General features: G+C 54.0%; 17 protein-coding genes and 1 tRNA gene. 6 read left to right on the forward strand and 12 right to left on the reverse strand.

Annotated elements, in window-relative coordinates; all coding sequences use genetic code 11:
- Window positions 1–18: 18 nt before the first annotated feature.
- The 4 genes from ABJG22_RS02350 to ABJG22_RS02365 form a co-directional block, all read right to left on the reverse strand.
- Window positions 19–1533, reverse strand: coding sequence for a PH domain-containing protein (locus tag ABJG22_RS02350; RefSeq protein ID WP_348018624.1), 1515 nt, complete (start codon window positions 1531–1533; stop codon window positions 19–21).
- Window positions 1530–2075 carry a PH domain-containing protein gene (locus ABJG22_RS02355; protein ID WP_348018625.1) on the reverse strand — a complete coding sequence of 182 codons (546 nt, stop codon included), beginning with the start codon at window positions 2073–2075 and terminating at the stop codon, window positions 1530–1532. Before ABJG22_RS02355 ends, ABJG22_RS02350 begins: the two co-directional genes overlap by 4 nt.
- A 66-nt stretch (window positions 2076–2141) precedes the next feature.
- The gene (locus ABJG22_RS02360; RefSeq protein WP_348018784.1) at window positions 2142–3119 is read right to left on the reverse strand and encodes a nitronate monooxygenase; all 978 of its coding nucleotides are present in this window, start codon (window positions 3117–3119) and stop codon (window positions 2142–2144) included.
- Window positions 3120–3206: 87 nt separating this feature from the next.
- Window positions 3207–4475: an aspartate kinase gene (locus ABJG22_RS02365; protein ID WP_348018626.1), complete on the reverse strand. Its 1269-nt coding sequence runs from the start codon at window positions 4473–4475 to the stop codon at window positions 3207–3209.
- Between the two features lie 68 nt (window positions 4476–4543).
- Here ABJG22_RS02365 and ubiG point away from each other — a divergent pair, with 68 nt between their 5' ends.
- Both ubiG and ABJG22_RS02375 read left to right on the forward strand, forming a co-directional pair.
- Window positions 4544–5272, forward strand: coding sequence for a bifunctional 2-polyprenyl-6-hydroxyphenol methylase/3-demethylubiquinol 3-O-methyltransferase UbiG (gene ubiG / locus ABJG22_RS02370; protein ID WP_348018627.1), 729 nt, complete (start codon window positions 4544–4546; stop codon window positions 5270–5272).
- Window positions 5272–5715, forward strand: a complete 444-nt coding sequence (locus ABJG22_RS02375; RefSeq protein WP_348018628.1) for a GNAT family N-acetyltransferase — start codon at window positions 5272–5274, stop codon at window positions 5713–5715. Before ubiG ends, ABJG22_RS02375 begins: the two co-directional genes overlap by 1 nt.
- A 4-nt stretch (window positions 5716–5719) precedes the next feature.
- Here ABJG22_RS02375 and ABJG22_RS02380 read toward each other — a convergent pair whose 3' ends face one another.
- The 5 genes from ABJG22_RS02380 to ABJG22_RS02400 all read right to left on the reverse strand — a co-directional run bounded on the left by ABJG22_RS02380 (window position 5720) and on the right by ABJG22_RS02400 (window position 13711).
- Entirely contained in the window at window positions 5720–6391 is a 672-nt protein-coding gene (locus ABJG22_RS02380) for a glutathione S-transferase family protein (RefSeq protein ID WP_348018629.1), read from the reverse strand.
- Window positions 6392–6478: 87 nt separating this feature from the next.
- Entirely contained in the window at window positions 6479–6916 is a 438-nt protein-coding gene (locus ABJG22_RS02385) for a hypothetical protein (protein ID WP_348018630.1), read from the reverse strand.
- Between the two features lie 107 nt (window positions 6917–7023).
- The gene (gene gltB, locus ABJG22_RS02390; RefSeq protein WP_348018631.1) at window positions 7024–11550 is read right to left on the reverse strand and encodes a glutamate synthase large subunit; all 4527 of its coding nucleotides are present in this window, start codon (window positions 11548–11550) and stop codon (window positions 7024–7026) included.
- Window positions 11547–12233, reverse strand: a complete 687-nt coding sequence (locus ABJG22_RS02395; RefSeq protein WP_348018632.1) for a DUF2059 domain-containing protein — start codon at window positions 12231–12233, stop codon at window positions 11547–11549. Before ABJG22_RS02395 ends, gltB begins: the two co-directional genes overlap by 4 nt.
- 23 nt (window positions 12234–12256) lie before the next feature.
- Window positions 12257–13711, reverse strand: coding sequence for an NAD(P)-dependent oxidoreductase (locus tag ABJG22_RS02400; RefSeq protein ID WP_348018633.1), 1455 nt, complete (start codon window positions 13709–13711; stop codon window positions 12257–12259).
- 269 nt (window positions 13712–13980) lie between these two features.
- Here ABJG22_RS02400 and ABJG22_RS02405 point away from each other — a divergent pair, with 269 nt between their 5' ends.
- A complete protein-coding gene (locus ABJG22_RS02405) occupies window positions 13981–14775 on the forward strand; it encodes an undecaprenyl-diphosphate phosphatase (RefSeq protein WP_348018634.1) in 795 nt (264 codons plus the stop codon).
- A gap of 22 nt (window positions 14776–14797) precedes the next feature.
- Here ABJG22_RS02405 and ABJG22_RS02410 read toward each other — a convergent pair whose 3' ends face one another.
- Window positions 14798–15739, reverse strand: coding sequence for a complex I NDUFA9 subunit family protein (locus tag ABJG22_RS02410; protein WP_348018635.1), 942 nt, complete (start codon window positions 15737–15739; stop codon window positions 14798–14800).
- Between the two features lie 236 nt (window positions 15740–15975).
- Here ABJG22_RS02410 and ABJG22_RS02415 point away from each other — a divergent pair.
- Window positions 15976–16062: transfer RNA gene (locus ABJG22_RS02415), tRNA-Leu, on the forward strand.
- Between the two features lie 386 nt (window positions 16063–16448).
- Entirely contained in the window at window positions 16449–18935 is a 2487-nt protein-coding gene (locus ABJG22_RS02420) for an ATP-binding protein (protein WP_348018636.1), read from the forward strand.
- A 10-nt stretch (window positions 18936–18945) separates the two neighbouring features.
- On the opposite strand, the gene ABJG22_RS02425 is transcribed toward ABJG22_RS02420, so the two are convergent.
- Window positions 18946–19572, reverse strand: a complete 627-nt coding sequence (locus ABJG22_RS02425; protein WP_348018637.1) for a response regulator transcription factor — start codon at window positions 19570–19572, stop codon at window positions 18946–18948.
- A gap of 650 nt (window positions 19573–20222) precedes the next feature.
- A complete protein-coding gene (locus ABJG22_RS02430) occupies window positions 20223–22451 on the reverse strand; it encodes an MMPL family transporter (RefSeq protein ID WP_348018638.1) in 2229 nt (742 codons plus the stop codon).
- Between the two features lie 771 nt (window positions 22452–23222).
- On the opposite strand from ABJG22_RS02430, the gene ABJG22_RS02435 reads away from it, so the two are divergent.
- Window positions 23223–24182 carry a carotenoid biosynthesis protein gene (locus tag ABJG22_RS02435; RefSeq protein ID WP_348018639.1) on the forward strand — a complete coding sequence of 320 codons (960 nt, stop codon included), beginning with the start codon at window positions 23223–23225 and terminating at the stop codon, window positions 24180–24182.
- Window positions 24183–25119 lie beyond the last annotated feature (937 nt).

Here is a 25119-nt window from a genome sequence, read left to right on the forward strand (position 1 = left end):
GATGATCGGTGGTTTTAGTCAAGTGAGATTTTGGAGGGCCAGCTGCCGAGCGCGTAAATCCATGGCAGTAGGCAAGGGAATCGACGCGATCTTTAGCGGCGCTATTGCGGAACCACCGGCAATGGCAATGGTCACGGATGCCAGATCAAGCGGATGGTCGACTGGATTCTGGCTTACATCAACGGTTTGAATTTTGCGCAATGGCAAAATGGTCGACCTGCGTCGCCACCAACCAGAGCGGACATATAATTGCTTGTCCGTCATGGCATATTGATGATGACGCCAGTTGAGAAAGAAGATCAGGCTGAGTGGTATCGCGAGCAGGATCAGCGCAAAAAAACCGGAATGCAGGATTAAGCCGGTTGCCAGAGCGATGCCCGCCAGCAACAGGCAGCCAATGATTGCACGGCGCCACCAGAAGGCAGAACTGACCCGCTGAAATTTTAGGTCAGGTGCTGCTTGGTGGATTGCGCATTCATTGAGGATCGGCGTGATCTCTGTAAGCGTGGCACAGGGGGCCGCGCTATGATCGGTTTCTCCGCTAGCATCGCCTGCCAGAGACGTGAATTTGAGATGATACCAGCCAAAGCGCGCGCGAAGGGGGCCGGTTTGCAAGGTTGCTGCTTGTACGCGATGGATCGGCATGACCATGTCGGTCAGAGTGAATAGCCCGCGTCGTCGCCGAAAGCCCGGCTGTCCGGTATCGGCTCGGTCGAGCCGGAAGCTATATTCCCGGATGAAAGTCCGGACGATTCCGCTGACAAAGCCAATCATGACCAGCGATATAATCGCGGCCATCGCGCCGCCAACCCGTACCCAGAAGCTCAGCCCGTTGATAAGATCCTGATCCGGTAAAGCTTCGATCCAATTGCGTGGATTGAAGAAACCATCGGGCAGCAGGAAGTCCAGATTTTGTGCAATCGCGCCCAGAACTGCCAGCAGAACGAAGGAGAAATTGAACAGTCCGGCAATGAATATGCGGCGATTATCCATCGCAAATAGCGGCGGGACATCTTCTGTGTCGGGCGCGTTCTGAGACGGGGTGTCGGCCATATTCAAGCCGGCCTTATAGTCGCGGATCGTGTCGCGAAGCCGTTCTGCATCCGATCGGGCCAGCGCTTCAAGCTGACCATCTTCGCCGCCGCCTGAACCGGTTTCCAGCGTGACCGTGGTTAAACCAAGCAAACGACTGACCAGCTTTTGTTCCAGACTGACATCCTGTATCCGGTCGAAAGGAATGGAGCGATTGTTGCGGTTGAGCAGCCCGCTTTTGATCCGGATTTCACGTTCCGTGATTTGATAGGTGAAGCGCGACCAGATCAAGGCGATGACCCCGACGACCAACGAGATCAACGCCAAAGCAGCGAGCAGAGTATAGGAGATATTCTGATCGAACAGGCTGAAATGCAGGACGAAAATCGCGACGATATTCCGGCCGATCATCGACAAGGATTTCAGGATGATGCTGAGCGGGTGCAGGCGCTGGAAAGGCGCGCCGTCCTGCGGTGGGGGAATTTCTGCGGCGTCGCTCATATCATGTCTTGGCGAATATGACCCTTGATCGTCTCGCGCATATGCTCCGCATCGGCGGTGGCGAGGCCGGGCAGGGTGACGATACTATTGTGCGTTCCGGCGGTGTGCACGATCAAAGTCGATAGGCCGAACATCCGTTGCAGCGGACCTTGCGCGACATCGATATGCTGGATCCGGTTGAACGGAACGATCGTATCTTTGCGCCATAGGAAACCGCGTAGCACCCGCAATTGCTCGTCGCCCATGTCATAACCCCAACGGCGATAGATCCGATGGGGCAGGACGAAGACCAGCAAAATGGCGAAGAATATGGCCGGAATCAGCACCATTCCCGACTGCACTTGATGATGCATATAGAGCAGGGTTTCGACGACAGACGCCCCTATCAGCAGGATTAGCGCCCGCAGGATCATATTGACCCGGGTCAAACTTTTCTGCGGTGGATGGAGCGGTGTCAGGCCCTGATTATAGCTGCTGGATAGGGCCGATTCCATTGCATCAAATGGATCGGGACTGGAAGGATTGGAAGCATGTTCGGACATGCCGCGATTATGGCGAAACTGTGTTACCAAGGCAAGACAGATCCACTACTGTCAGCGGCGCTCTGCCTATCGGGCGAGAGCGGTCTCGGCTTGCTCGGCCAGCGCTTTGATAATTTCGGCCACCGATTCTTCCGCTTTGACCATGCCAACCGATTGTCCGGCCATAACGCTGCCCTGTTCAATATCGCCGTCAATGACCGCTTTTCGTAACGCTCCTGCCCAAAAATGCTCAATTTGTAGCTGCGCTTCGCCCATTTCTATCTCGCCCGAATCCAACAATTTGGCGACTTCAATCTGCTTGCGGGTAAATTCTTCGGTGCCTTTATTCTTCAGCGCGCGGACCGGGATCACCGGCAGGCGCGGATCGACCTGCACGCTGGTGATCGCATCACGGGCATTGCCGCGGATGAAGGCTTTTTTGAAATCGGGATGGGCGATGGATTCATGGGCGCAGACAAAACGCGTGCCGAGTTGAACGCCACTGGCGCCCATTTCCAGATAGGCGGCAATCATGTCGCCCGTGCCGATACCGCCGGCGACGAAGACCGGCAATTGGTCGGCGATTTCAGGCAATATTTCCTGCGCCAAAACGGACGTGGAGACCGGACCGATATGGCCACCGGCTTCCATGCCCTCGATAACAATCGCATCGACGCCGGAGCGGATGAACTTTTTGGCCAGCGCCATGGCGGGGGCAAAGCAAATGACTTTCGCGCCGGTTTCCTTGATCGCTTCGAGGCTACCCTTGGGCGGTAGTCCGCCCGCCAGCACGACATGGCTGACCTGATGTTCGCCGCAAATGGCAATCAGCTCCATCAGATCGGGATGCATGGTGATCAGATTGACACCGAATGGCTTGTCGGTGCGTTTCTTGGTCTCGGCAATTTCGGTGTCGAGCAAGTCCGGCGTCATCGCGCCACAGGCGATCACACCAAAGCCACCCGCGTTGGAAATCGCGCTGACGAGATTGCGTTCCGATACCCAGGACATCGCCCCGCACATGATCGCGGTTTCGCAGCCGAGGAAATCGGTGCCGCGTTGCATTAGGCTTTGAAGATCGCTCAAGATATTAGATCCTTATTCACAATAGACGTTCGACGCGATGGTGCGTCAAGAACGGTCTGTTTAGCGTCAAGCCGCATCCTCTGCATCCAACCCGTAAGCCGTATGCAGCACGCGCAATGCCAGTTCGGTATAATCTTCCTCGATCAGCACGCTGACCTTGATTTCCGAGGTGGTGATCGCCTGAATATTCACGCCGCGGTCGGCCAGCGCCTGGAACATGGTGGCGGCGATACCGGCATGGCTTTTCATGCCGACGCCAACGACGGAAATTTTGGCGACGTTGGTATCGGGAATCAGCCGATTGTATCCGATGTCTTTCTGTGCGCCTTCCAGGACCTGCATCGCCCGGTCGAGATCGACGGCGGGCACGGTGAAGGTCACATCGGTTTCGCCTTTCTCGCGACCGACATTCTGAATGATCATGTCGACATTGATCGCCGCGTCCGAGAGCGGCGCAAAAATATCGGCAACCGCGCCCGGTTTGTCGGGCACGCGGGTCAGGGTGATTTTCGCTTCATTCTTGTCATGGGCGATACCGGTGATCAGTTGCCGTTCCATATCTTTTGTCTCCATTTCGTCTTCGCTGACAATCATCGTGCCGGGCAGGTCGTCCGCGGTATAGTTGGTATTTTCATCGGTGAAGGAAGAGAGCACCTGGATGCGCACGCCTTCTTTCATCGCTAGGCCGACCGAGCGGGTCTGCAGCACTTTCGCGCCGACGCTGGCCAGTTCGAGCATTTCCTCAAACGTCACCTTGTTCAGTTTGCGGGCTCGCGTCACGATGCGCGGGTCGGTGGTATAAACGCCATCGACATCGGTATAAATGTCGCAGCGGTCTGCCTTGACGGCTGCGGCAATGGCAACCGCGCTGGTGTCGGAACCACCGCGGCCCAATGTGGTGATCCGGCCATCGTCGCTGACGCCCTGAAAGCCGGGAATGATCGCGATTTCGCCGCTCGCCATGGACGAGGCCAGCTTGTCCGCGTCAATCGTTTCGATCCGCGCCTTGCTATGGGCTTCGATCGTGCGGACGGGCATTTGCCAACCCAGCCAGCTGCGCGCTTTGGCCCCTAGCGACTGCAGCGCAATGGCCAAAAGGCCCGAGGTCACTTGCTCGCCAGAGGAGACCACCACGTCATATTCGGCCGGATCATAGAGCGAACTGGCTTCGCGACAGAAATTGACCAGCCGGTCGGTATCGCCCGCCATGGCCGACACGACCACCGCGACGTCATGACCGGCATCGGCCTGCTGTTTGACGATCTGCGCCACCCGGCGGATACGTTCGATTCCGGCCATCGAGGTGCCGCCAAATTTCATCACTATGCGTGCCATGATGCTGTCGGTAAAACTTTCAATAAAAAGGGCCTGAACAGGATTGAAAAGCCTGATAAAGAGGGGGCATGACAAAGGCAAGTAGCACAATCAAGCCCGAAGAAGCCGCGCATTTCGGCGCATTGGCAGAGGACTGGTGGGACCCCAAAGGGTCTTCCGCGATGCTGCATCGTCTGAATCCTGTGCGGCTTGCCTATATCCGCGACGCGATTGACCTGCATTTCCATTGCGACAGCAGCCTGCTAAAGCCGCTTTCCGGCAGAAAAGCACTGGATGTCGGCTGTGGTGCGGGTCTGCTTTGCGAGCCATTGGCGCGACTGGGTGCCCATGTAACCGGACTGGATGCGGCGCCGGAAAATATCGCGGTGGCGAAGGCCCATGCGGAACCGCAGCGGCTGGATATTGATTATCGCAACGAGGCGGTGGAGGATTTCGGCGGGAAGAATTTTGATCTGGTGACCTCGCTGGAGGTAATCGAACATGTCGACGACCCGCAAGGCTTCGTGCAGGGTCTTGCCGATGCTCTGGCAGATGATGGCCTGATGATCGTTTCGACGCCCAATCGTACGGCGCTATCGAAATTGCTGCTGGTCGATCTGGCCGAAGGTATGGGGCAGATTCCGCGCGGTACCCATCATCATGATCAATTTATCACGCCGGATGAACTGGAGAAGCTATTGGGCAACGTCGGCCTTGCGGTCACAGATACGACCGGTCTGTCCTATAGCCCGTCCAAAGGCTTCACTCTGTCCGACAATCTCTCACTCAACTATTTGATGACGGTGGTTCGGGCCTGATGACCCATGTCCGGCCTTATGCGCTGTCGGACAAACAGGCCTGCCTCGCGATATTCGATAGTAATGTCCCGGATTTTTTTGATTCCACGGAACGGCCGGACTTCGCAGGCTTTCTGGATGGTCCGGACGGTGAATATTTCATCGTCGAGCAAGAGGGTGCGGTGATCGGTTGCGGCGGCTTTGCCAAGGAAGATCGTGGGCAGGCCCGCTTCACCTGGGGGATGGTGAGCAACCGTCATCATGGTGAAGGTCTGGGGCGATTGCTGGCCGAATATCGACTGCGCGCAATGGACGATGCGGGCGATTATGCTGAAGTCGAATTGTTCACCACGCCGATAGTGGCGCCATTTTTCGAGAAATTGGGCTTTGCGATCGCGCAGGTCGATAAAGACGGCTTTGCACCCGGTATGGACAAGGTGCAGATGATCAAAACCCTGACCTAAAGCTCTAAAAGTCGACCTTTTCATAATGAGCCGGCGGGGCAATCACTTCCATCCGTTCGGACAGCAATGGCCGGAAGGACGGGCGCGATTTGAACATGCTGTACCAGGCTTTGGTCTGTTCATGCCCGGCCCAGTCAATCGCGCCGAGATAATCCGCCACCGAAATCTGCGCCGCTGCGGCAAGGTCGGCGAGGCTCATCGTCGCGCCGGCCAGCCAGCTGCGATGGTCGATCAGATAGTCGACATAATCCAGATGTGAATTCGCCCGGCGCATCGCTTCGCGCAACATTTTGGCATCGGGCGGTTCGCGCCGGACCAGTCTTTTGTGCATCCGCTCGTGCAGCATCGGTGCGGTGACATCGCCGTAAAATTGTTCGTCAAACCAGGCAACCAGACGCCGGATCTCGGCACGGTTCACGGCCGTGCCATTGATCATCGGGGTCTTTTCGACCGTTTCCTCGATAAATTCGCAAATGGCGACGCTATCGACCAGATGGATGTCACGCTCGCTGTGGCGCATGACCGGTGTCCGGCCCGCCGGGTTCATCGATAGAAATTCATCGCGCTGTTCCCATGGCGATTCCCGGATCAGCTCATAGCCGACCGACTTCTCACCCATCAGCAAACGGACTTTGCGAGAAAAGGGACAAAGAGGGAATTGGAACAGCTGCCACATAATGTTGCTGTTAGTCGCGATTGGGTTTTTGTGGAAGAGCTTTGATGCAGTATGTTCCGGTTGCGCCGCGCCTCGCCGGACGCTCCATTATTGTGTCGCCTCCATCCGGCGTTTCATCTTTTCGCCGAACGCCTGCAGCTGCGGAAGCAGCGCGCCAAATTCGGAAGCCATGGCTCCCATCATCGCAATGCCCTGACGCATTTTCTCTTCGCTATTGCGGTGGAAATCCGGGTCATTTTGCCCGGCGAGGTCACCCAGAGTGGCATCGGGATCAATGGTTGAAAAATTACCATCTCCTTGCATCTCCGGTGGGATGGATTGGTCTATAACACGCACAAATTCGCCGATCGGGAGATCCATCATCGCCGTCATAAAGCCGGTCATTGTCGAAACCATCTTGTCCTGAAAGGCCGTATCGTTGAGCTTCTCGACCATCTCGATATCTGTACGACTGTCCTGCGCGATAGCAGGGGCTGCCAGGCCAAGGGCCAGCGATGCCAGAGGCAACATGAAAATAGGGCGCATAAGAAACTCCGTCCGTTATGATTGTTGCAATTGCTATAGAATATCGCTGCTGAGTCCGGCCTGAACCGGATCAGCATCGATGTAAACAAATGCAACAGCCCTTCGGACTATTCCGCCGCTTCGATCACTTCCTTGTCCGACAAGGGATGTTCGATCCGGTCGATCATCTCTTTCGGGCAGACCTGCCAGAACCGATCGCGCCAGCGATCCCAGTCGCGCAGGATGGATTCGGACCATTTGCTATCGGTGGTCTTTTGATGCCGCTGGATCAGGGACAGCAAATGCCCTTCCCAATATGCGCTGTCGAGCCGTTGCCAGATGATGCTGTCACCATTGGCATGTTTTTCGAAATTGCGCTCGGTGTCGAGAATGAAGGCCATGCCGCCGGTCATGCCCGCGCCGAAATTGCTGCCGACCGACCCCAGGATAACGGCATTGCCGCCGGTCATATATTCGCAGCCATTGGCACCACAGCCTTCGACCACGACATCCGCGCCGCTGTTGCGCACGGCGAACCGTTCGCCCGCCTGTCCAGCCGCGAACAGCTGCCCGCTGGTCGCGCCGTAGAGCACGGTATTGCCGATGATCGTATTCTCTTTGCTGTCGAGCGGTGAGCTGACCATCGGGCGGATGACAATCTTGCCGCCGCACAGACCTTTGCCGACATAGTCATTGGCATCGCCGAATACTTCCAGCGTAATCCCCTGACAGAGATAGGCGCCAAGCGATTGGCCCGCCGATCCGCGCAGGCGAATATGGACGTGATCTTCATTCAAGCTGCTCATGCCATATTTGGCAGTCACTTCCGCCGAGAAACGCGTGCCCACCGCACGGTGGGTGTTGCGCACCGTATAGGTGAGTTGCATTTTCTCCCGCCGCTCAAAGACCGGTTTCGCATCTTTGATCATTTCGGCATCAAGGCTATCCGGCACTTCATTGCGCGGGGTGTCGATGTTGAAGCTGCGCTCGCTATCCTTGGCATCGACCTTGGCAAGAATCGGGTTGAGATCCAGATCATCCAGATGCTCTGCACCGCGACTGACCTGACGCAACAATTCGGTGCGACCGATAATTTCGGTCAGCGAACGATAGCCGAGACGGGCCAAAATTTCGCGCACTTCTTCGGCCATATAGGTCATCAGGTTGATCACCTTTTCCGGCGTGCCGGTGAATTTTTCGCGCAGACTCTCATCCTGAACGCAGACACCCACGGGGCAGGTGTTGCTGTGGCATTGCCGCACCATGATGCAGCCCATGGCCACCAGACTGAGCGTACCGATTCCGAATTCCTCGGCGCCGAGTATCGCCGCGATGACAATATCGCGACCGGTCTTCAGACCACCATCGGTCCGCAATTTCACCCGGTGGCGCAGGCCGTTGAGGGTCAGCACCTGATTGGCTTCGGTCAGACCCATTTCCCATGGGGTGCCTGCAAATTTGATCGAGGTTTGTGGTGACGCACCGGTGCCGCCGGTATTGCCGGAGATCAGGATAACGTCGGCATGCGCCTTGGCCACACCCGCAGCAATCGTCCCGATACCCGCTGATGACACAAGCTTCACGCAAACCCGTGCGCGCGGATTGATCTGCTTGAGATCATAGATCAGCTGCGCGAGATCTTCGATAGAGTAGATATCGTGATGCGGCGGCGGTGAGATGAGCGTGACGCCGGGCGTCGAGTGGCGCAGCTTGGCGATAAATTCCGTGACTTTGAAGCCCGGCAGCTGACCGCCTTCGCCGGGTTTGGCGCCTTGGGCTACTTTAATCTCGACTTCTTCACAGGCGCCGAGATATTCCGATGTCACGCCAAAGCGGCCAGAGGCCACCTGCTTGATCGGGCTCGATGCATTGTCGCCATTTTCAAATGGTGTGTAGCGCCGTTTCTCTTCGCCGCCTTCGCCGGAAACGGATTTCGCGCCAATACGGTTCATCGCAATGGCCAGCGTTTCATGCGCTTCGGGGCTTAGCGCACCCAGCGACATGCCGGGCGTGTTAAAGCGCTTGCGGATTTCGGTAATCGCTTCGACCTCGTCAATCGATACCGGCTCCGGCGCATAGTTGAACTCCATCAAATCGCGCAGATTAATGGGTTCCAGTTCGCGCACCGCCTGCGAAAATTGGAGATAGGAAGAATAGCTGTCATGGGCGACCGCTGATTGCAGAAGATGCATCAGATGGGCGCTATAGGCATGGGCTTCACCGCCATCGCGCTGTTTGTAGAAACCACCGACCGGCAAGCGGACGATCGCTGGTTCGAAAGCCGCTTCATGCTTTTCCTGTGCGTTGATGAACAGGGAGGCATAGCCTTCGCCGGATATTTTGGTGGGCATGCCGGGGAACAGATCGTTGCACAAAGCGCGCGACAGTCCGACCGCTTCAAAATTATAGCCACCGCGATAGCTGGAGATGACGGCAATGCCCATTTTCGACATGATCTTGAGCAGGCCGTCGTCGACCGCTTTCTTGTGTCGCGCGAGGCATTCGTCGAGGGTCAGGTCACCGAACAGACCACGAGCGTGCCGGTCGGCAATGGCGGCTTCCGCCATATAGGCGTTGACGGTGGTCGCGCCGACACCGATCAAAACGGCATAGCAATGGGTGTCGAGACATTCTGCTGCCCGGACATTGACCGAGGCATAGGACCGCAATCCCTTGCGAACCAGATGCGTGTGCACCGCGGCGGTTGCAATCACCATCGAGATTGCCAGCCGGTCTTCGTCAATATCTTCGTCGGTGAGGAAGATTTCGGTCTTGCCCGCGCGCACGGCCTGCTCGGCTTCCGCTCTAATGCGTGCCAGCGCATCGCGCAGTTCAATAGCACCGCCGGTGGTGCTCATGGTGCAATCGATCTGCGCCACTGTATTGTCAAAGCCGAGTTTCAATCGCTCCCATAAGCCGCAGCTGAGCACCGGACTGTCCAGCACCAGAACATCTTCATTCTGGCTGTCCTGTTCCAATATATTGGCCAGGTTGGAAAAGCGCGTGCGCAGGCTCATCACATGACGTTCGCGCAAACTATCGATTGGCGGGTTGGTGACCTGCGAAAAATTCTGCCGGAAAAAATGGCTGACCTGCCGAGGCTTCAGGCTGATCACCGCCAGCGGCGTATCATCACCCATCGAGCCAATAGCTTCTTTGGCATCCTCGACCATCGGCGCGAGGATCATTTCCATATCCTCCAGCGTATGCCCGGCGGCGGTTTGGCGACGGGTCAATTCTTCTTTGGAAAAGCCCATGCCCGACACTTTGGGCGCTGGTGGCAGATCGTCGACGGTCTGGAATCCTTTGACCAGTTCGGCATAGGGTTCTTCGGCGGCGATCCGGTCTTTGAGTTCGCGATCCTTGAACATGGCTCCTGCATCAAGGTCGACTGCAATCATTTCTCCGGGGCCGAGGCGCCCTTTTTCGACGACCTGACTTTCGGGGACGACGACCATGCCTGACTCGGAACCGATGATCAGCAGATTATCGGCGGTGCGCGAATAGCGTAGTGGTCGCAAAGCGTTGCGATCGACACCCGCAACAACCCAATGGCCATCGGTCATCGCGAGGGCGGCTGGACCATCCCAAGGCTCCATCACGCTGGCCATATATTCATACATCGCCTGGTGGCCAGGATCGATATCAGGGTCATTCTGCCATGCTTCTGGTACCAGCATGATCTTTGCGGTCGGCGCATCGCGGCCGGACCGGCAGATGGTTTCAAACACCGCATCCAATGCCGCCGTGTCAGAAGAGCCAGCAGGGATCACGGGTTTGATATCTTCACTATAGTCACCAAAGGCGAGGCTCGCCATTTTGATCTCGTGGCTCTTCATCCAGTTTTTATTGCCGCGGATCGTGTTGATTTCACCATTATGGGCAAGACAGCGGAACGGCTGTGCCAGCCACCATTGGGGGAAAGTGTTGGTGGAATAGCGTTGGTGGAAAATGGCCACGCGGCTTTCGAACCGATCATCGGTCAGGTCGGGATAGAAGACCGACAGGGATTCTGCGAGAAACAGACCTTTGTAGATGATCGACTGGCAGGACAGGCTACAAATGTAGAAATCCTGAATCTGTGCGGCGATGACTTTCTTTTCGATCCGGCGGCGAATGAGATAGAGATTCTTCTCAAATTCCCGGGCATCTTGCTTGTCCGGCATCGGGCCGGCAATCATGATCTGCTCGATTTCGGGGCGGGTGTTCTGCGCTTTCTGACCGATCACCGACACATTGACCGGCACCTGACGCCAGCCATAAATCGTATAGCCCGATTCAATGATTTCCGCTTCGACAATGGTACGGCAAGTTTCCTGCGCGCCCAAATCGGTCCGCGGCAGGAAGATCATGCCGACGGCAAGCCGGTTCGGGCGAACCTTGTGACCGCTATCGGCAATTGCATCATCGAAAAAGCGTGCGGGCAGGTCGACGTGCAGACCAGCGCCATCACCGGTCATGCCATCGGCATCGACCGCGCCCCGGTGCCAGACTGCTTTTAACGCATCAATCGCAGAGGATACTACGCGCCGCGACGGTTTTCCGTCGGTTGCCGCAACAAGGCCGACACCACAGGCGTCGCCTTCGAAGTCGGGCCGGTACATGCCTTCGCGAGCGAGGCGTTCATGTTCTGGAGTTGGGAAATGGTGCGTCATTCGTCGTCTTTCTGGGATTGTGTTTCGGTCGCGGTCCCGACCGGCGGAAGATGTGCCGTTGCGTCTTCCACCTTCTTCATGATGTTCGGCATGGCCTGCATCAATTCAGGCACCATGGACATCATCGATTCCATCATTTCCGGATCGACAAAGACCATCATATAGTCGCGCGCAAAGGCGCTGCCGGTGTCGGTGGCAAAAAAATCATTCATCTCGTTGAGCTGCGCAATGCTATATTTGCGGGCATAGATTTTGGTAAGCGTTGTGCGGACCTGTGGTTCCATTGCGCTCATCAAATCGGTCATTTCGTCCATGAGGACGCGCGTCGATATTTGCATACGCTCTTCGAAATTGGGATCAGATTCCTGCATGAGCTCAGCAAGGGTTTTATCCTTGTCTTCTGCGCTATAATCCTCGCCCGATGGGCTGACTGTGCCACCCATTTCTTCCATGGTCATGCCGCCCAATCCGGCAAGCATGCCGTCCAGCATTTGATCCATCGTACCTTTCATCATCCGCTCATAGGTGCCGATGGGAAACAGATGGTCGACGGTGGTTTCGGCCACGGCAAGGCGTGCGGGATCAATGGTCGCTTCTTCCGTGGTGCCAGGCGCACTTGTCTCTTGCGCAGCAGCAGGAACGCACATGGCCAGCGCCATAGGAATAGCAAATATCTTCTTCATCTTCATGCTCCGATCGGCAGGCACTATGCCGCCTGCTTGTTCGTCTGTTTCTGCTCTTTCAAAAAGCTGTGCATATGCTCGGTCACATCGCGACCATCGCGGATGCCCCAGACAACCAGACTGGCGCCGCGAACAATGTCACCTGCGGCGAACACGCCCTCAAGATTGGTCATCATCGACTTGTGATCAACGCGCAACGTTCCCCAGCGGGTGACGCTGAGATCCGGGGAATCGAATAATGTTGGCAGTTCCTCTGCGTCAAAGCCCAGAGCCTTGATGACCAGATCGGCTTCAACGGTAAAATCGCTGTCCGGCTGGACCTCTGGAGACCGGCGGCCGCTGGCATCGGGTGCGCCGAGCCGCATCTTGGTCGTCTTCACCGCGGTGACATGGTCGGTGCCTTCGATCGCTTTCGGGGCGGATAGCCAGACAAATTCGACGCCCTCTTCTTCGGCGTTGCGGACTTCATTCTGGGAGCCCGGCATATTAGCCCGGTCGCGGCGGTACAGGCATTTTACCGACTTCGCGCCCTGACGCACGGACGTCCGGACACAATCCATCGCCGTGTCGCCACCGCCGATAACCACGACATTCTTGCCCTTGGCATTATAACGGCCATTTTCGAATTCCGGCACGTCATCGCCAAAGCTTTTGCGATTGGACGCGATCAGGAAATCGAGCGCCTCTTCCACGCCCGGTGCGCCAACGCCCGGCATTTTGATATCGCGCGCTTTATAGACGCCGGTTGCGATCAAGATCGCATCATGTTTGCTGCGCAATTCTTCGAGTGTCGCGTCCTTGCCGACTTCGAAACTTTCGTGGAAGTGGATGCCGCCATCTTTCAACCGCTGGACGCGACGCATGATCACTTCTTTTTCCAACTTGAAGCCGGGAATGCCATAAGTCAGCAGTCCGCCTGCGCGATCGTGGCGGTCATAGACATGAACGTCATAGCCGGCGACACGCAGATATTCGGCGGCCGTCAGCCCGGCCGGGCCAGCGCCAATGATGCCAACCGATTGTCCGCGCGGTGCGCCTGGTTCCAAGGGCTCGACCCAGCCTTCTTCCCAGGCGGTGTCGGTGATATATTTTTCAACCGATCCGATGGTAACCGCACCATGGCCGGAAAATTCGATCACGCAATTGCCTTCACACAGGCGGTCCTGCGGGCAGATACGGCCACAGATTTCCGGCATCGTCGATGTCAGGTTGGACATCTCATAGGCTTCGCGCAGCCGACCCTCTGCGGTGAGGCGCAGCCAATCGGGTATATGGTTGTGCAACGGGCAATGGACCGAGCAATAAGGCACGCCGCATTGGGAACAGCGTGACGATTGTTCCGCTGCTTCATCGGGTGCATATCGGTCAGCGATTTCCTGAAAATCTTCCGCGCGAAGGCTGGGTTCGCGCTTGTTGGGATAGGACTGGCCTTCCTCAACAAATTTCAGCATGTCTAATTTCTGCGGGCTTTTTGCCATGCCAGATGCTCGTTTCTTGTAATTTTTGAATGTCGCTATTGGCCTGTCTGTGCAGGCACGGGCAACGAATTAGCTGACAAAGAACGGAGAGTCACGCAAAAATTGCAATAAAGGACAGCTAATCTGTCCTAAAAACCATTCGCCAGAGCCGCACGCTAGTGGCGCGGAGGCCAATAATGGCAAATAGTATCATATCGGACCTATATTTTCCTCACGACATTTTCTGTACAAGAGGCTATTGCGCCTCAAACCAAATATACAGGCTGCCGATGACCTTCCTTCAAATGCTGCTCCTTGCGATTGTACAAGGCGTTACCGAATTTCTTCCGATATCTTCTTCCGGGCATCTCATCCTTTTGCCCGTGTTCACCGGCTATGCCGATCAGGGGCCGATGATCGATATCGCGGTGCATGTCGGTTCCTTGCTCGCGATCATCACCTATTTCTTCAAAGACGTATGGAGTCTGGGCAAGGGCGGTCTTGCTTCCATTGGTATCGGCACGGCGCCGGCTGAGAAGCGTTTATTCTGGTGGATCATCATCGGCACGATCCCGGCGGTTATTGTGGGCCTGTTCCTGAAGACCGGCGGCTATCTGGATGGATTTCGCAGCACCACTTTGGTGGGTGTCAATCTTATCATCTACGGTGTGTTGCTGGGTATCGCCGACCGGTTTGGACAGCAGGTCAAATCTTTTGAGGATGTGACGCTGAAAGACGGTATCATCGTTGGACTGGCGCAAGCGCTCGCCTTAATCCCCGGTACCAGCCGTTCTGGCGTGACCATGACCGCTGCCCGTTTCCTCGGCTATACCAGAGTAGAGGCGGCGCGCTTTTCCTTCCTGCTGTCGATACCCGCTGTGGCCGGCGCTGGCGTGTTGATCATTCCCGATCTGATGGGTGCCAGCAGCGAGCTTTTGAAAGAAGCGCTGATCACCGGTGTGCTCACCTTCATAGCCGCGCTCGCGACCATGGCATTTCTGATGCAGTTCCTGCGTAAGGCATCGATGATGGTCTTTGTCATCTATCGGGTGGCAATGGGCGCCGCGTTGCTCGCCTTTTTCTAACGCGATTTTTTCCTGGCGAGGACTAGCTTGCTTTCGCGCGCGCGCCGAAACGACCATGGGCGGTATATTTTTCCATCCAGCCACCTGCGACTGTTGCGAGCGGGGTCGGCGCAACGTCGAAGCTGTCCAGCCCCTTGGCGCGCCGTCCGACGACATTATCTTTCTGCAGCATCTTATACTGGTCGGTTGTAATCGGACTGGCCGGCAGCATGGCCAATATCTTGCTGACGAAATCCGGAACCTCGACAAAGACCTTCTCGCGCCCGGTCATTGATGCGATGCGCCGGTTCAGGTCACCCATGCTGATCACTTCGGGGCCACCCAGTTCAAATGTCTGTCCGGCATAGAGATCGGGATGGCTCAAGGCTTCTGCTGCGACATCGGCAACATCGCCGACAAAGATCGGCTGGAATTTGGTGTCGCTGCCGATGACTGGCACCACCGGGAGCATCGTGATCATCGAAGCAAAGCGATTGATAAATTGATCTTCCCGACCAAAGACGATGGACGGCCGCAAAATGATAGCGTTGGGAAAGGCTTTCAAAACCGCTGCTTCGCCGAGACCCTTGCTTTTGCCGTAGCGGGACGGCGAGGCGACGTCGGCGCCAATGGCCGACAGGTGGAGCAGAGCGCCGCAACCGGCAGCGGAAGCGGCTTCGGCGATATTGCGCGCGCCCTCAACATGGGTGGCTTCAAAATCGCCGTTTAAAATGCCGACCAGATTGACCACCGCATCGCAGCCATGGACCGCGCGAGCGACGCTGTCGGCCTTGGTCACATCAGCACTTAAAAATTGCGTCTGACCCAGATTGCCGAGCGGTTTAATATGCATGGCGTTATTAATGCTACGCTCGGCAACGCGCAGGCGCGCACCGCGATCCAGCAGGTTTTGCGCGATATAGCGGCCCAGAAAACCGCCTCCGCCAAATATGCAAATCAATTGTCCGTCGAGATCCATGTTCATCTTCTACACCTAGCTTGGTTTTCGCCTCGCCTCTGCCCGAGCGCGGCGGACGAATCAACCGTCGATTCCTGACATGGCTTAGCATATTCTACCCGTCAGCGCCCCGACCGGGCGCACTATCGAAGAAACCCGGTGACCAAGTCGCATTTTGCCATATGAATCATTGACAGCGGAACCACCAACCGGCTAGGCGCGCGCCTCTATCAGGCGGTATTGCAATCATATCACCTGCATGGGCCCAGATGGCGGAATTGGTAGACGCGCCAGCTTCAGGTGCTGGTATTCGCAAGGATGTGGAGGTTCGAGTCCTCTTCTGGGCACCAGAAATGCTTTTAAGGCATTGAAATATACAACTTAGTTCGCAAGCTAAGTTTTTGAAGTGCCTTCTGGGCTGTTCTCCAAATTGCGCCAGCTGCATAAAAATCGGTCAAATACGCAAGTTTGCGTATCTCAACGGCTGTGAATATCGCCTAGATATCGTTGTTCAAACAACTACGTGGGGCCATGGAATACGAGGGCTTACTAAATACAGCTACGCCGCCAAGAAATATATGTTCCCTCTGTACCATTCTTGCGGCTAGCTAGCCCAAAGCCCAATTGTCCGCTATGATTTCAAAAGATGGATGTCCGGTAAGATGGAAGGAATGTTTCGGGTGAAAGCAGACGGCCGCCGGACGCGATTCTTTTTGTGCTTCGTCGCACCCCAAACTTGTTTGACTATACAGTGAAATGGTGGGGATCAGGGCTGCTTGATCGCAAGTTTAGTGGATCAAAAACTGCAGGTGCCATTGGCATTTTGACCATATTTCTGGCTGCGGCGGCCCTTATTTCAATCCTATACTTACGTACGAGCGATAGCGGCGTGCAGTTAACAAAGGGAGAGTTGGTTTCCGACCAATGGGATTATTCCAAAGGCCGTCCTTTGGAGTTGAAAGGAGAATGGGAGGTAATTTGGGGGAAGCTAGTATCCCCTGGAAAATTTGACGCAGAATATCGCGGCGACTATTTCTCCATTCCGAACCGATGGAATGCGGTCGATCACCCAGCCATGAACGGAGCCTATGGAGCGGCAACATTTCGAGCAAGATTGGACTTGCCCGATTATGAGAAAGACCTCTCTTTCCATCAGATTTCGCCGCATTCTGCTTGGCGCATTTACGCCAATGGCTTCTTGATCGGCGGTAATGGGACTGTTTCCGAATTGCCGGGTGAGCACCAACCTCACTATACTTCGCGGGTTTTCTCCGCCTATCCAGGCAAAAGCGAGATCATTCTGCAGGTTGCGAATTACACCCATGCTTTTGGTGGTCCTGGGCATCCGCTAACCATCTGGGATACACAAAGCCTGTTCAGGACGTTGGGGCTGCTCTCACTCTATTATGTCGTTGTACTCGGAGTCTTACTTGCAATCGGGGTTTTCCACCTAATCTTCTATTTGGCCGATAGGAGGCATCGCGAACAGGGGCCGGTCCATCTGTGGTTTAGTTTGTTATGTTTCATCATGGTGTTTCGGATTTCGGGAGTCATTCCCTATTTCCATATATATTATCCGGAAGCCGCTTATTGGTCGGATCTGAGGTTCCCCTATTTTAGTCTTTTTGCGGCGCCGGCTGTCTACATCCTATTTTTCAGATTGCTCTTCCCTGACTATTTCCCGAAGCGTTTAACCTCTGCGGTCATTGCGATAAACGTGCTCTTTGCGATGATCGTGCTCGTCACGCCCGAGAGTTTTTATACCCAACTCCGTAATTTTTCGATCCTGATGAATGTGTTTGTTATCCTGTATAGCTTGCTGTTCACATCTCAGGCATTGTTGGACAAGCAACCCGGGTCGGTAATAGTCATGATTTCAAATACCGTGTTTCTGGGTGCGGCTCTGAATGATGCGGTCATATATACCGACAATGGTAATGGATTTGACTTAACCCCATTTGGAGTACTGGTCCTTGGCATCGGATATTCCTATGCCTTGCTGTTGCGGCTGCAAGCTACTTTCCGAGCCGCACGCCAAACATCAACGGAGCTTGAGAAGCTCAACCTCGGCCTTGAAAAACAGGTTCATGATCGCACGCAGGAATTTGAAGCTGCGGCGGCGAAGGCGGAGAATAGTGCGCTTGACCGAGCACAATTTATTGCAGCAGCGAGCCATGATTTGCGTCAGCCTCTTCATGCGCTCGCCTTGTTTAATCACGCTCTCAAAAACCAAGTGCGCGATAAAAAAATGCGAGAACTAGTTGGAAAGCAGGAAGCCTCCATCGGCAATTTGAGCAACTTGCTCCAAGATACTTTGGATGCGGCCCGAGCAGAAATTAGCGAGAAAGAGCCAAGCTGGTCACAGTTCCAACTCGATGGGATGCTCCGCGATGTTGCCGGGCGTTTTGAGATGGAGGCTGCCGCGAAGGAGATCGACTTGATTGTCGAAGCCGATCATGGACATATTTCGTCAGACGCACAAATGTTGCAGCGGGTTCTCAGCAATTTGCTCGATAATGCTCTGAAGGCGGCCAAGAGCAATGTCGTATTGACGGCCAAAATATCGGACAATGGTTGGACGATATCCGTTCAAGATGATGGAGCTGGTATCGCGCAGGAAGATATTGAACGCATATTCCAGTCATATGTGAGTCTAAGGGAGCCTGACGCAAAAGATAAAGGCGGATATGGGCTTGGTCTCCACGTCGTCAAAAATTTTGTAAAATCATTGGACGGTCAGGTCCAAGTGCATTCCGCGAGGCAGCAAGGAACCATTTTTGAGCTCGTTCTTCCTTCGCAGCCAGCCGGCTATCATCCGATGGTGCCCGAACCCGAGGGGACACATCGCCATAGTTTGCAGGCTGGTATGGCCATATTGCTTATAGATGATGAGATTGCAGTTCTAGAGGCCATGACGGCGTTGCTCGAAAGCTGGGAGTGTGTCGTTAAGGCAGCGCGCAATAGCGAACAAGCGATCGAGATTATGGCGCATGAATTTACGCCAGACCTTCTGCTTGTCGACTATCATCTCTTCGGAGAAAATGGGATAGATGTTATCCAGAACATTCGATCGCGCTTTGATTGTGAAGTGCCTGCTGCCATTGTTACGGGAGCGACCGAGTCCGCTATTTTGAAGAAGATTGATGAAAGCGGTCTTGTGCTTCTCTCGAAGCCTTTGGATTCCAAATTCCTGAACGAATTGCTGGAGAGTGTTCGGCGTTAAGCGATTGCTGTCACACCAGTGATGCCTTGATCGCAAAAGCGGCCAGCGACGCGGGAGAATGGACCTTGAGTTTGCGATTGATATGTTCGCGGTGTTTTCGAACGGTATGCTCGCTGATGCACAGGGCCTCTGAAGCTTTCTGATTGCTCGCACCTTCAACCACCAATTTGATTATCTGTAATTCCCGGTCGGTCAGCGTCTCCCGCAGTTCTGCAATCGATTGAGCGTTATGTCCTTCATTCAATTGTTCGTTAGGTATGACCCGTCCGCCGGCAACTGCATTGAAAATGTCGAGAAAATTTTCGGCGTCGGTTGTTTTATAAAGAAATGCATCCGCGCCGGATCGGTAAATGCTTGCCGGTGAATAGCTAGCGGTATCGCCGGTTAGGACGATGACCTTTATGTCCAATTCCCTGTTTTTGATTTCCGTTAGAATATCTAGTCCCGTACGTTCCGGAAGGCCAATGTCTAACAGAGCCAAATCAACTTTCTTCTGTTTGATCAAATGCAAAGCCTCGCCACCATTTGCACATTGCCTTACTTCGCCAACCTCATGTTCTATCAACGCGACTATTCCTTGACGAACAAGCGCCTGGTCTTCTGCAACCAATACTCGAAGATCAGGGTATTTTTTCATTTACGATCCTTCAAGGATTGCGACTATTTTGATCAATAGGATAATTTTTCCATCCTGAAATACGCATATATGCGAATATACGGCGCGCCATTTGGTTCCCTATCGTCATCGTCATCCGCAGTCATTTGGAGTGACGATATCAAAACCGACATCAGGAAGAAATGGTTATGAGAAAAAGTTTCCTAATTGGGGCGGCGACCGCGATCCATTTTTCCGCAACACCAGCCCACGCTTTGCCCTGCGATAGTCGGGGATCAAACTGGACTGGCAGCGTTCAAATCGGGGCTGCTTACTATAATTTTGAGTTGCGGCGGCAAACCTGCGCGCCAGCAAGTCTATGGAATTTCTCTTTGAGGCCGACGTCAGGCGGAGGTTTACCCTCCCAAGGCCAGGTTACGGTATCGCTAAATGGCCGAACCATAGCCGTGCGCCCTGTTCCCGGTACGCCGTCCGGTTGTCCTTTCAGCCTCAATGGAACCTATGCGACGCGCGATGTGACAAATGGTCGGCCTTATCGAGGATCGGGAACGGCAACCTGCGGACCGGGGCCGACCGGCATATGGCGTGCCGCGATACGCTAGCACCGGAATATTGTGTCTGAATGGATGATACTGGCTGGAGAGTCAGATGAAAAGTCGACTATTGCAGAACTATTTGGTCTTCACCGATGATGATCTACCAAAACCCAGAACCGCTATCATCGGCAATAGAAAAAACACATCGGCGCCCAGTGCTAGAATAAAGATCAAGATACAAAGCGCACCGAAATAGGCGACGGTTGGCATGATACTGAAAAGCGTCGCTACCAGGCCAACAGAAAGCACAAGCGTTGTTGTGATAAGGGCTGGTGCAACATGCTGCATGATGTGATGAAGATCATGTACGGTGAAGCTTTTGGGGTGGTTAATGCGCTTGATCTGAAGACGGTTGAGCACGTGAATGCTATCATCAACCGCAACCCCAAATGCGATGGACAGGGCTAGCGCGCTGGTAAACTGTAATGTCCATCCGCTGAGCATCAACCAAGCGCCGACCATCAAAATCGGCAATATATTGGGAATGATCGCGGCGACACCGTAGCGCCACTGGCGGAACCAGAATGCAATCAGTACGGAACAGGCGAAGGCCGCGATGAGGAAGCTGATCGTCAGTTCTTTGATCATCCGATCCGATTGGATGGCCGCGAGGGCGGCGAGACCGGTCACGGGTTCCACCCGCAATCCGGCCAAGTTCAAATTTGCCATTTCTTTGTTGATTTCCGCCGTAAGGGCGTTGGTTTGTGAGGACGGGTTATCGTGAACCAAGATGAGAATTTTAAATCCATCCCTGTTTCTGCCGATCAGATCGTCACGCGCGCGCGCTGGTAACTGCTGCAGAATTTTGTTCACGTCGCTGACGGTCGCATCGGGATTGTTTTTCAGTAGCAATCGCTGGAAACTAGTCAGCGAGATTATCGTTCGGTTTGGAAATTTCGTTTCCAGCATGTTGTGTGCCTTGGCGAGCGCCTTCAGTTTTTGTTCTGAGAGCAACATTCCATCGTCGGTCTTTTGCAAAACAATATCGAGAGATTGAGCCGGCCCGGCAATCTTCTCGACCTGACCCAATGTCTGAAGCATCACGTCATCCTTGTGCAGATATTCGCTAAATTTGTGGGTTGTTTGCACTGGTAGGAACAACGCCAGCAATATGGAGCACAGGATGACACTGCCCGCCACCACCGCATATTTTCGCGTCGCTAGCCATTTTGTCATTCGGCCAAAACCATCGGCTAGCTTCGTTTGCGGCTGCGCTTTTTTTGTCATTGCTTTTTTCACCGCAGCAAAGTCCCATGCCAGCGCGTAAACCAGCGGATGGATAATGATTACGCAGAATAGGGCGATGAGCATTCCCAATATACCGGCTATGGAAAAGCCGCGGATCATCTCTGATTCAGAATAGAGGAGGCTGGCCAGCGCGATGATTGTGGTCAGGCTGGTCAATATGCAGGGCGGTCCCATAGAGCGTATCATTGAACCTATGGCCTCGCGTTTCCCCATTCCGGCGGCGGCATTTTTTCGCAATTCATGGGTCATATGAATACAGTCGGCCATCGCTAAGACGAGAATCAGCACCGTGACCGTATTTGAAATGACGTTCATTTCAAAACCGAAAATCCCAAAACTACCGAGGGTAAAAAGCAGCGCAAATGTCGGTGCCACGCCGTTTAGTGCGCCAATCAAGATACTACGGAACATGATAAGTGTGACTAGCGAGCCCAAAACGCCGCCCACGGCGCTGATAAAGATTTGCTCCGATGCGAGGTTGGAAACGATACGATGGCGCATTGGTAGCAGCCCAGTTGTTGCAAGTGACATATTTCCTTGAATCGAGGCGATCTCCATAAGCTCGTTGAGTTCTGCAATTAGTGGTGCTGCATTATCCAGATCGGTCATGCGGTCTTCGACGGAAAACAGGATCACCGTCTCGTTGAGGCTCTCGTTGATCAGCGGCACCAGTTTTAGATCGGTATCCCGCGCGGCGCGCATGGGATGCGCGATATCCTTATAGGACGAAAGGTCGTCGGTAATCAGCGTCTTATATTCGCCCGTTTCGCGATCAAAATCTTGTTGCGAGAAAATGGAGACGGCGATTTCGACACCTTCGATCAATTGTCCTTCGAGGACAAAGTCTCGCAGTGTTCTCAATTGTGCATGATTAAAAGGCGCCGGTGACCGGACGAATATTAGTATATCAGTGTCCGATTGGGGGAAGCTCTCAACATGGCGCTGATACTGCGCATATTCGGAAGCAGAAGAAACAAAGACATTCCGCGTGCCATCGCGATACTGGATTTGGGTCGCTGCATAAGCTGCACCAAGAGATAAAATGGCCAGCAGCATCGCCAACCATTTCCCGTGTGCAAAAATGAATGAAGCTAGGTTTTGTAGAATCTGATTGAGCTTCAAAATTGTCCCAGCCTCTTTGATCGCAGGCCTATCGATTATCAGGAGGCCGCTACATGCAATATACGCAGTTATTCGTATATCGCCGGCAAAGGTGTCGCCCTAACCCAAGCCTTGGTCGCATATTCTTGTAAAATAGGGCGTATGTTGTGAAATTGTCATACAGATATTCCAGTCGTCCAATATTGCGCTGGTCGATTTTGGGGCTCGTATTACTTCTCACAACCAGTCTGTCGTTTTCGGATAGCCAGGCCAAAAGCGCAGTACAGATACCGCTTTCGCAAATCGCTGGGGAATGGTCTGGGATTGGTTGGGGAAAGCGCGATAGTTTTGCTGCGCGGGAGGCGGTCCGCTGCCGTATGAAGGCAAAATATCGCAGTGCGACGCGTAAATTAGTTTTCAGTGGAAAATGTGCTTCTGCGAGCCGGACGTTCACATTGCTGGGGCATCTTGCCGACTATCCAAAAACCGGCAGGATCACTGGTCGGTGGGTCAATCCCGATGGAATCGGTTCGATGAATATTGCCGGGACAAGGCGGTCCAATCGAATGAGTTTTGAATTTCAGGCAAAAGATAGGAAATCGGGAAAAAAACAAACGTTCAGAAATCGCTGGGATCTAGGTGGTTCTCAATTTTCCATTCATACCGATCAAATGACGCCGACCCCGTCGACGATCGGTAGCATCAAATTTATACGGAAAAACTGATATGGCCGCGACAAAGGAGTTGAGCGGTCCCGCGCGATCGCCGCAAGCGAAGCCAGTGAACCGTCTCGGTAACATCTGTCTTATATTGGTTGCTCTGGCTTGGTTGGGTAACGCCATTTACGCCTGGGGCGCGCCCGATGGTTTGTTAAAGAAATATTCTCCTGCACTGGTGGCTGGTGCGATGATCGCATTTGTCATTCTGCATGGTAGCCATCAATGGGGACGGCGGCGCGTTGCCTCTTTTGCCGTCACTATATTTTGTGTTGGTTGGTTTTTTGAGACCGTTAGCATCAACACGGGTTTCCCCTTTGGTAATTACACGTATGGCGACATTATGTGGCCCTTTTTCGGCCATGTCCCGGTTGCGGTCATGCCGGCATATTGGGTGATGGCCTATGTCTGTTGGTCACTAGCATTGCTACTCCGAAGGCGGATCAATGGCCCGATGGATCGTAATTTTATGGTTGGGGTGCCGGTCATTGGTGCCATTTTGATGGTGGTTTGGGACCTGTCAATGGACCCGCTTCGCGCCATTGCTGAACAGCGTTGGCACTGGCATGATGGTGGCTCCTATTTTGGTATCCCGCTGACAAATTTTCTTGGCTGGTTTTTCGTCACCTGGTTCATGTTCCAGATTTTTGCGATGTTGGTTTGTCAGGCCGAACGCAATGCGCCATCGCGAATATCTGTCGACAACCCAAAATACTGGCTTTCCGTGCCGCTGATGTATCTGGCATTCCCCATGGAATATTTGCTGAACCCTGTATTTGCCAGGGCTTTAGGCAATGCAAACTTGCATAGTGTTGAAACGATATCGACAACTGTTTACTTCGAGATTGCCTTAGTAACGTTGCTGACAATGGTGCCGATATCGCTTGGTGCCATGGCGCGCCTTCACCGAGAGAATACTCAAGCCGTCGTGCAGCAAGAGCGGGTTGTTACAAGTCAGACGGAAGGATGAATGCACTGGCACTCTCCGTAATCCCACCGACCGATGCTGATCGGTCACGGACGTGTGATCGGTCCGCAGAACAAGCCTATAATGAGTTGAAAAGGGCTGTTGATTGGCTGGAATGTCAGCCAGATGATCCGGGTCTGCGGGTCCATTGCCTGTTCGCCCGGCTCTATCTTTATGATACCAAATGTTGGATCAGCAAGCTAAATACTGACGAGAATTCGGAGTTTCTAAAACTGTTTTTGGCTCGGTTCTTGGACGCATATTTTAGGCAAGTCGTCGATGTCATGAAAGGGCATCGGTGTAATGAAGGCGGCAACTGGTCCGACTATTTTATACATGCCCGGAAACTATCGATGCGCAGCAATATATTTTCGCATTTACTTGTCATCATCACCGCTCTCAAAACACATATATGCCATGACATCACGACCGCTCTCCATCAGTCAGCCCAAGACTATGAAGAGTTATTCGGACATCCCGTGGACTTGGTTCGTAATAGAGGTCTGTTTTTTGACCCGGCTAATCGGATGGTTTTTCACACCGCGCTGTTGGAATTCATTGCATTTCATCGGACCCATCATAGTGCATTCCGCAGAATGATGTTGGGACTTTTCTCGCAGATTCTGGGAGTGACCGTTAGGTTGTGGTGGCCTGTACTGAACAGTTGGCGCAGCTCGTCTTGGGAGCGCTTTCAGAAACAGATGGGATAGTGCAGGACTTCCTAAAATGACGGCAAAGCAGCGTGCGGGAAGAGAAGATACGGGTCGCGCTGGGCGTATTCAGGCATGGTTGAAAAATTGTATGAAGGCCAGAAGCAGCGGGCCGGGCCTACCCATCATTACCACCACAGGAACTCGTGCTGTTTGATTAGCGCTTCGCGCGAGCTCAATCTCTGATTGTTAGCTCAGCTTTTAGTACATTGGGACTTGAACTAGTAGCC

This window comes from Parasphingorhabdus sp., assembly GCF_039939955.1.
GTDB lineage: Bacteria > Pseudomonadota > Alphaproteobacteria > Sphingomonadales > Sphingomonadaceae > Parasphingorhabdus.

Bases quoted from the DNA above. Each gene is read 5' to 3' on its own strand.
- ABJG22_RS02350 (WP_348018624.1), bottom strand. From the start codon at position 1,533: ATGAGCGACGCCGCAGAAATTCCCCCACCGCAGGACGGCGCGCCTTTC.
- ABJG22_RS02355 (WP_348018625.1), bottom strand. From the start codon at position 2,075: ATGTCCGAACATGCTTCCAATCCTTCCAGTCCCGATCCATTTGATGCA.
- ABJG22_RS02360 (WP_348018784.1), bottom strand. From the start codon at position 3,119: ATGCAACGCGGCACCGATTTCCTCGGCTGCGAAACCGCGATCATGTGC.
- ABJG22_RS02365 (WP_348018626.1), bottom strand. From the start codon at position 4,475: ATGGCACGCATAGTGATGAAATTTGGCGGCACCTCGATGGCCGGAATC.
- ubiG (WP_348018627.1), top strand. From the start codon at position 4,544: ATGACAAAGGCAAGTAGCACAATCAAGCCCGAAGAAGCCGCGCATTTC.
- ABJG22_RS02375 (WP_348018628.1), top strand. From the start codon at position 5,272: ATGACCCATGTCCGGCCTTATGCGCTGTCGGACAAACAGGCCTGCCTC.
- ABJG22_RS02380 (WP_348018629.1), bottom strand. From the start codon at position 6,391: ATGTGGCAGCTGTTCCAATTCCCTCTTTGTCCCTTTTCTCGCAAAGTC.
- ABJG22_RS02385 (WP_348018630.1), bottom strand. From the start codon at position 6,916: ATGCGCCCTATTTTCATGTTGCCTCTGGCATCGCTGGCCCTTGGCCTG.
- gltB (WP_348018631.1), bottom strand. From the start codon at position 11,550: ATGACGCACCATTTCCCAACTCCAGAACATGAACGCCTCGCTCGCGAA.
- ABJG22_RS02395 (WP_348018632.1), bottom strand. From the start codon at position 12,233: ATGAAGAAGATATTTGCTATTCCTATGGCGCTGGCCATGTGCGTTCCT.
- ABJG22_RS02400 (WP_348018633.1), bottom strand. From the start codon at position 13,711: ATGGCAAAAAGCCCGCAGAAATTAGACATGCTGAAATTTGTTGAGGAA.
- ABJG22_RS02405 (WP_348018634.1), top strand. From the start codon at position 13,981: ATGACCTTCCTTCAAATGCTGCTCCTTGCGATTGTACAAGGCGTTACC.
- ABJG22_RS02410 (WP_348018635.1), bottom strand. From the start codon at position 15,739: ATGAACATGGATCTCGACGGACAATTGATTTGCATATTTGGCGGAGGC.
- ABJG22_RS02425 (WP_348018637.1), bottom strand. From the start codon at position 19,572: ATGAAAAAATACCCTGATCTTCGAGTATTGGTTGCAGAAGACCAGGCG.
- ABJG22_RS02430 (WP_348018638.1), bottom strand. From the start codon at position 22,451: ATGCTGCTGGCCATTTTATCTCTTGGTGCAGCTTATGCAGCGACCCAA.
- ABJG22_RS02435 (WP_348018639.1), top strand. From the start codon at position 23,223: ATGGCCGCGACAAAGGAGTTGAGCGGTCCCGCGCGATCGCCGCAAGCG.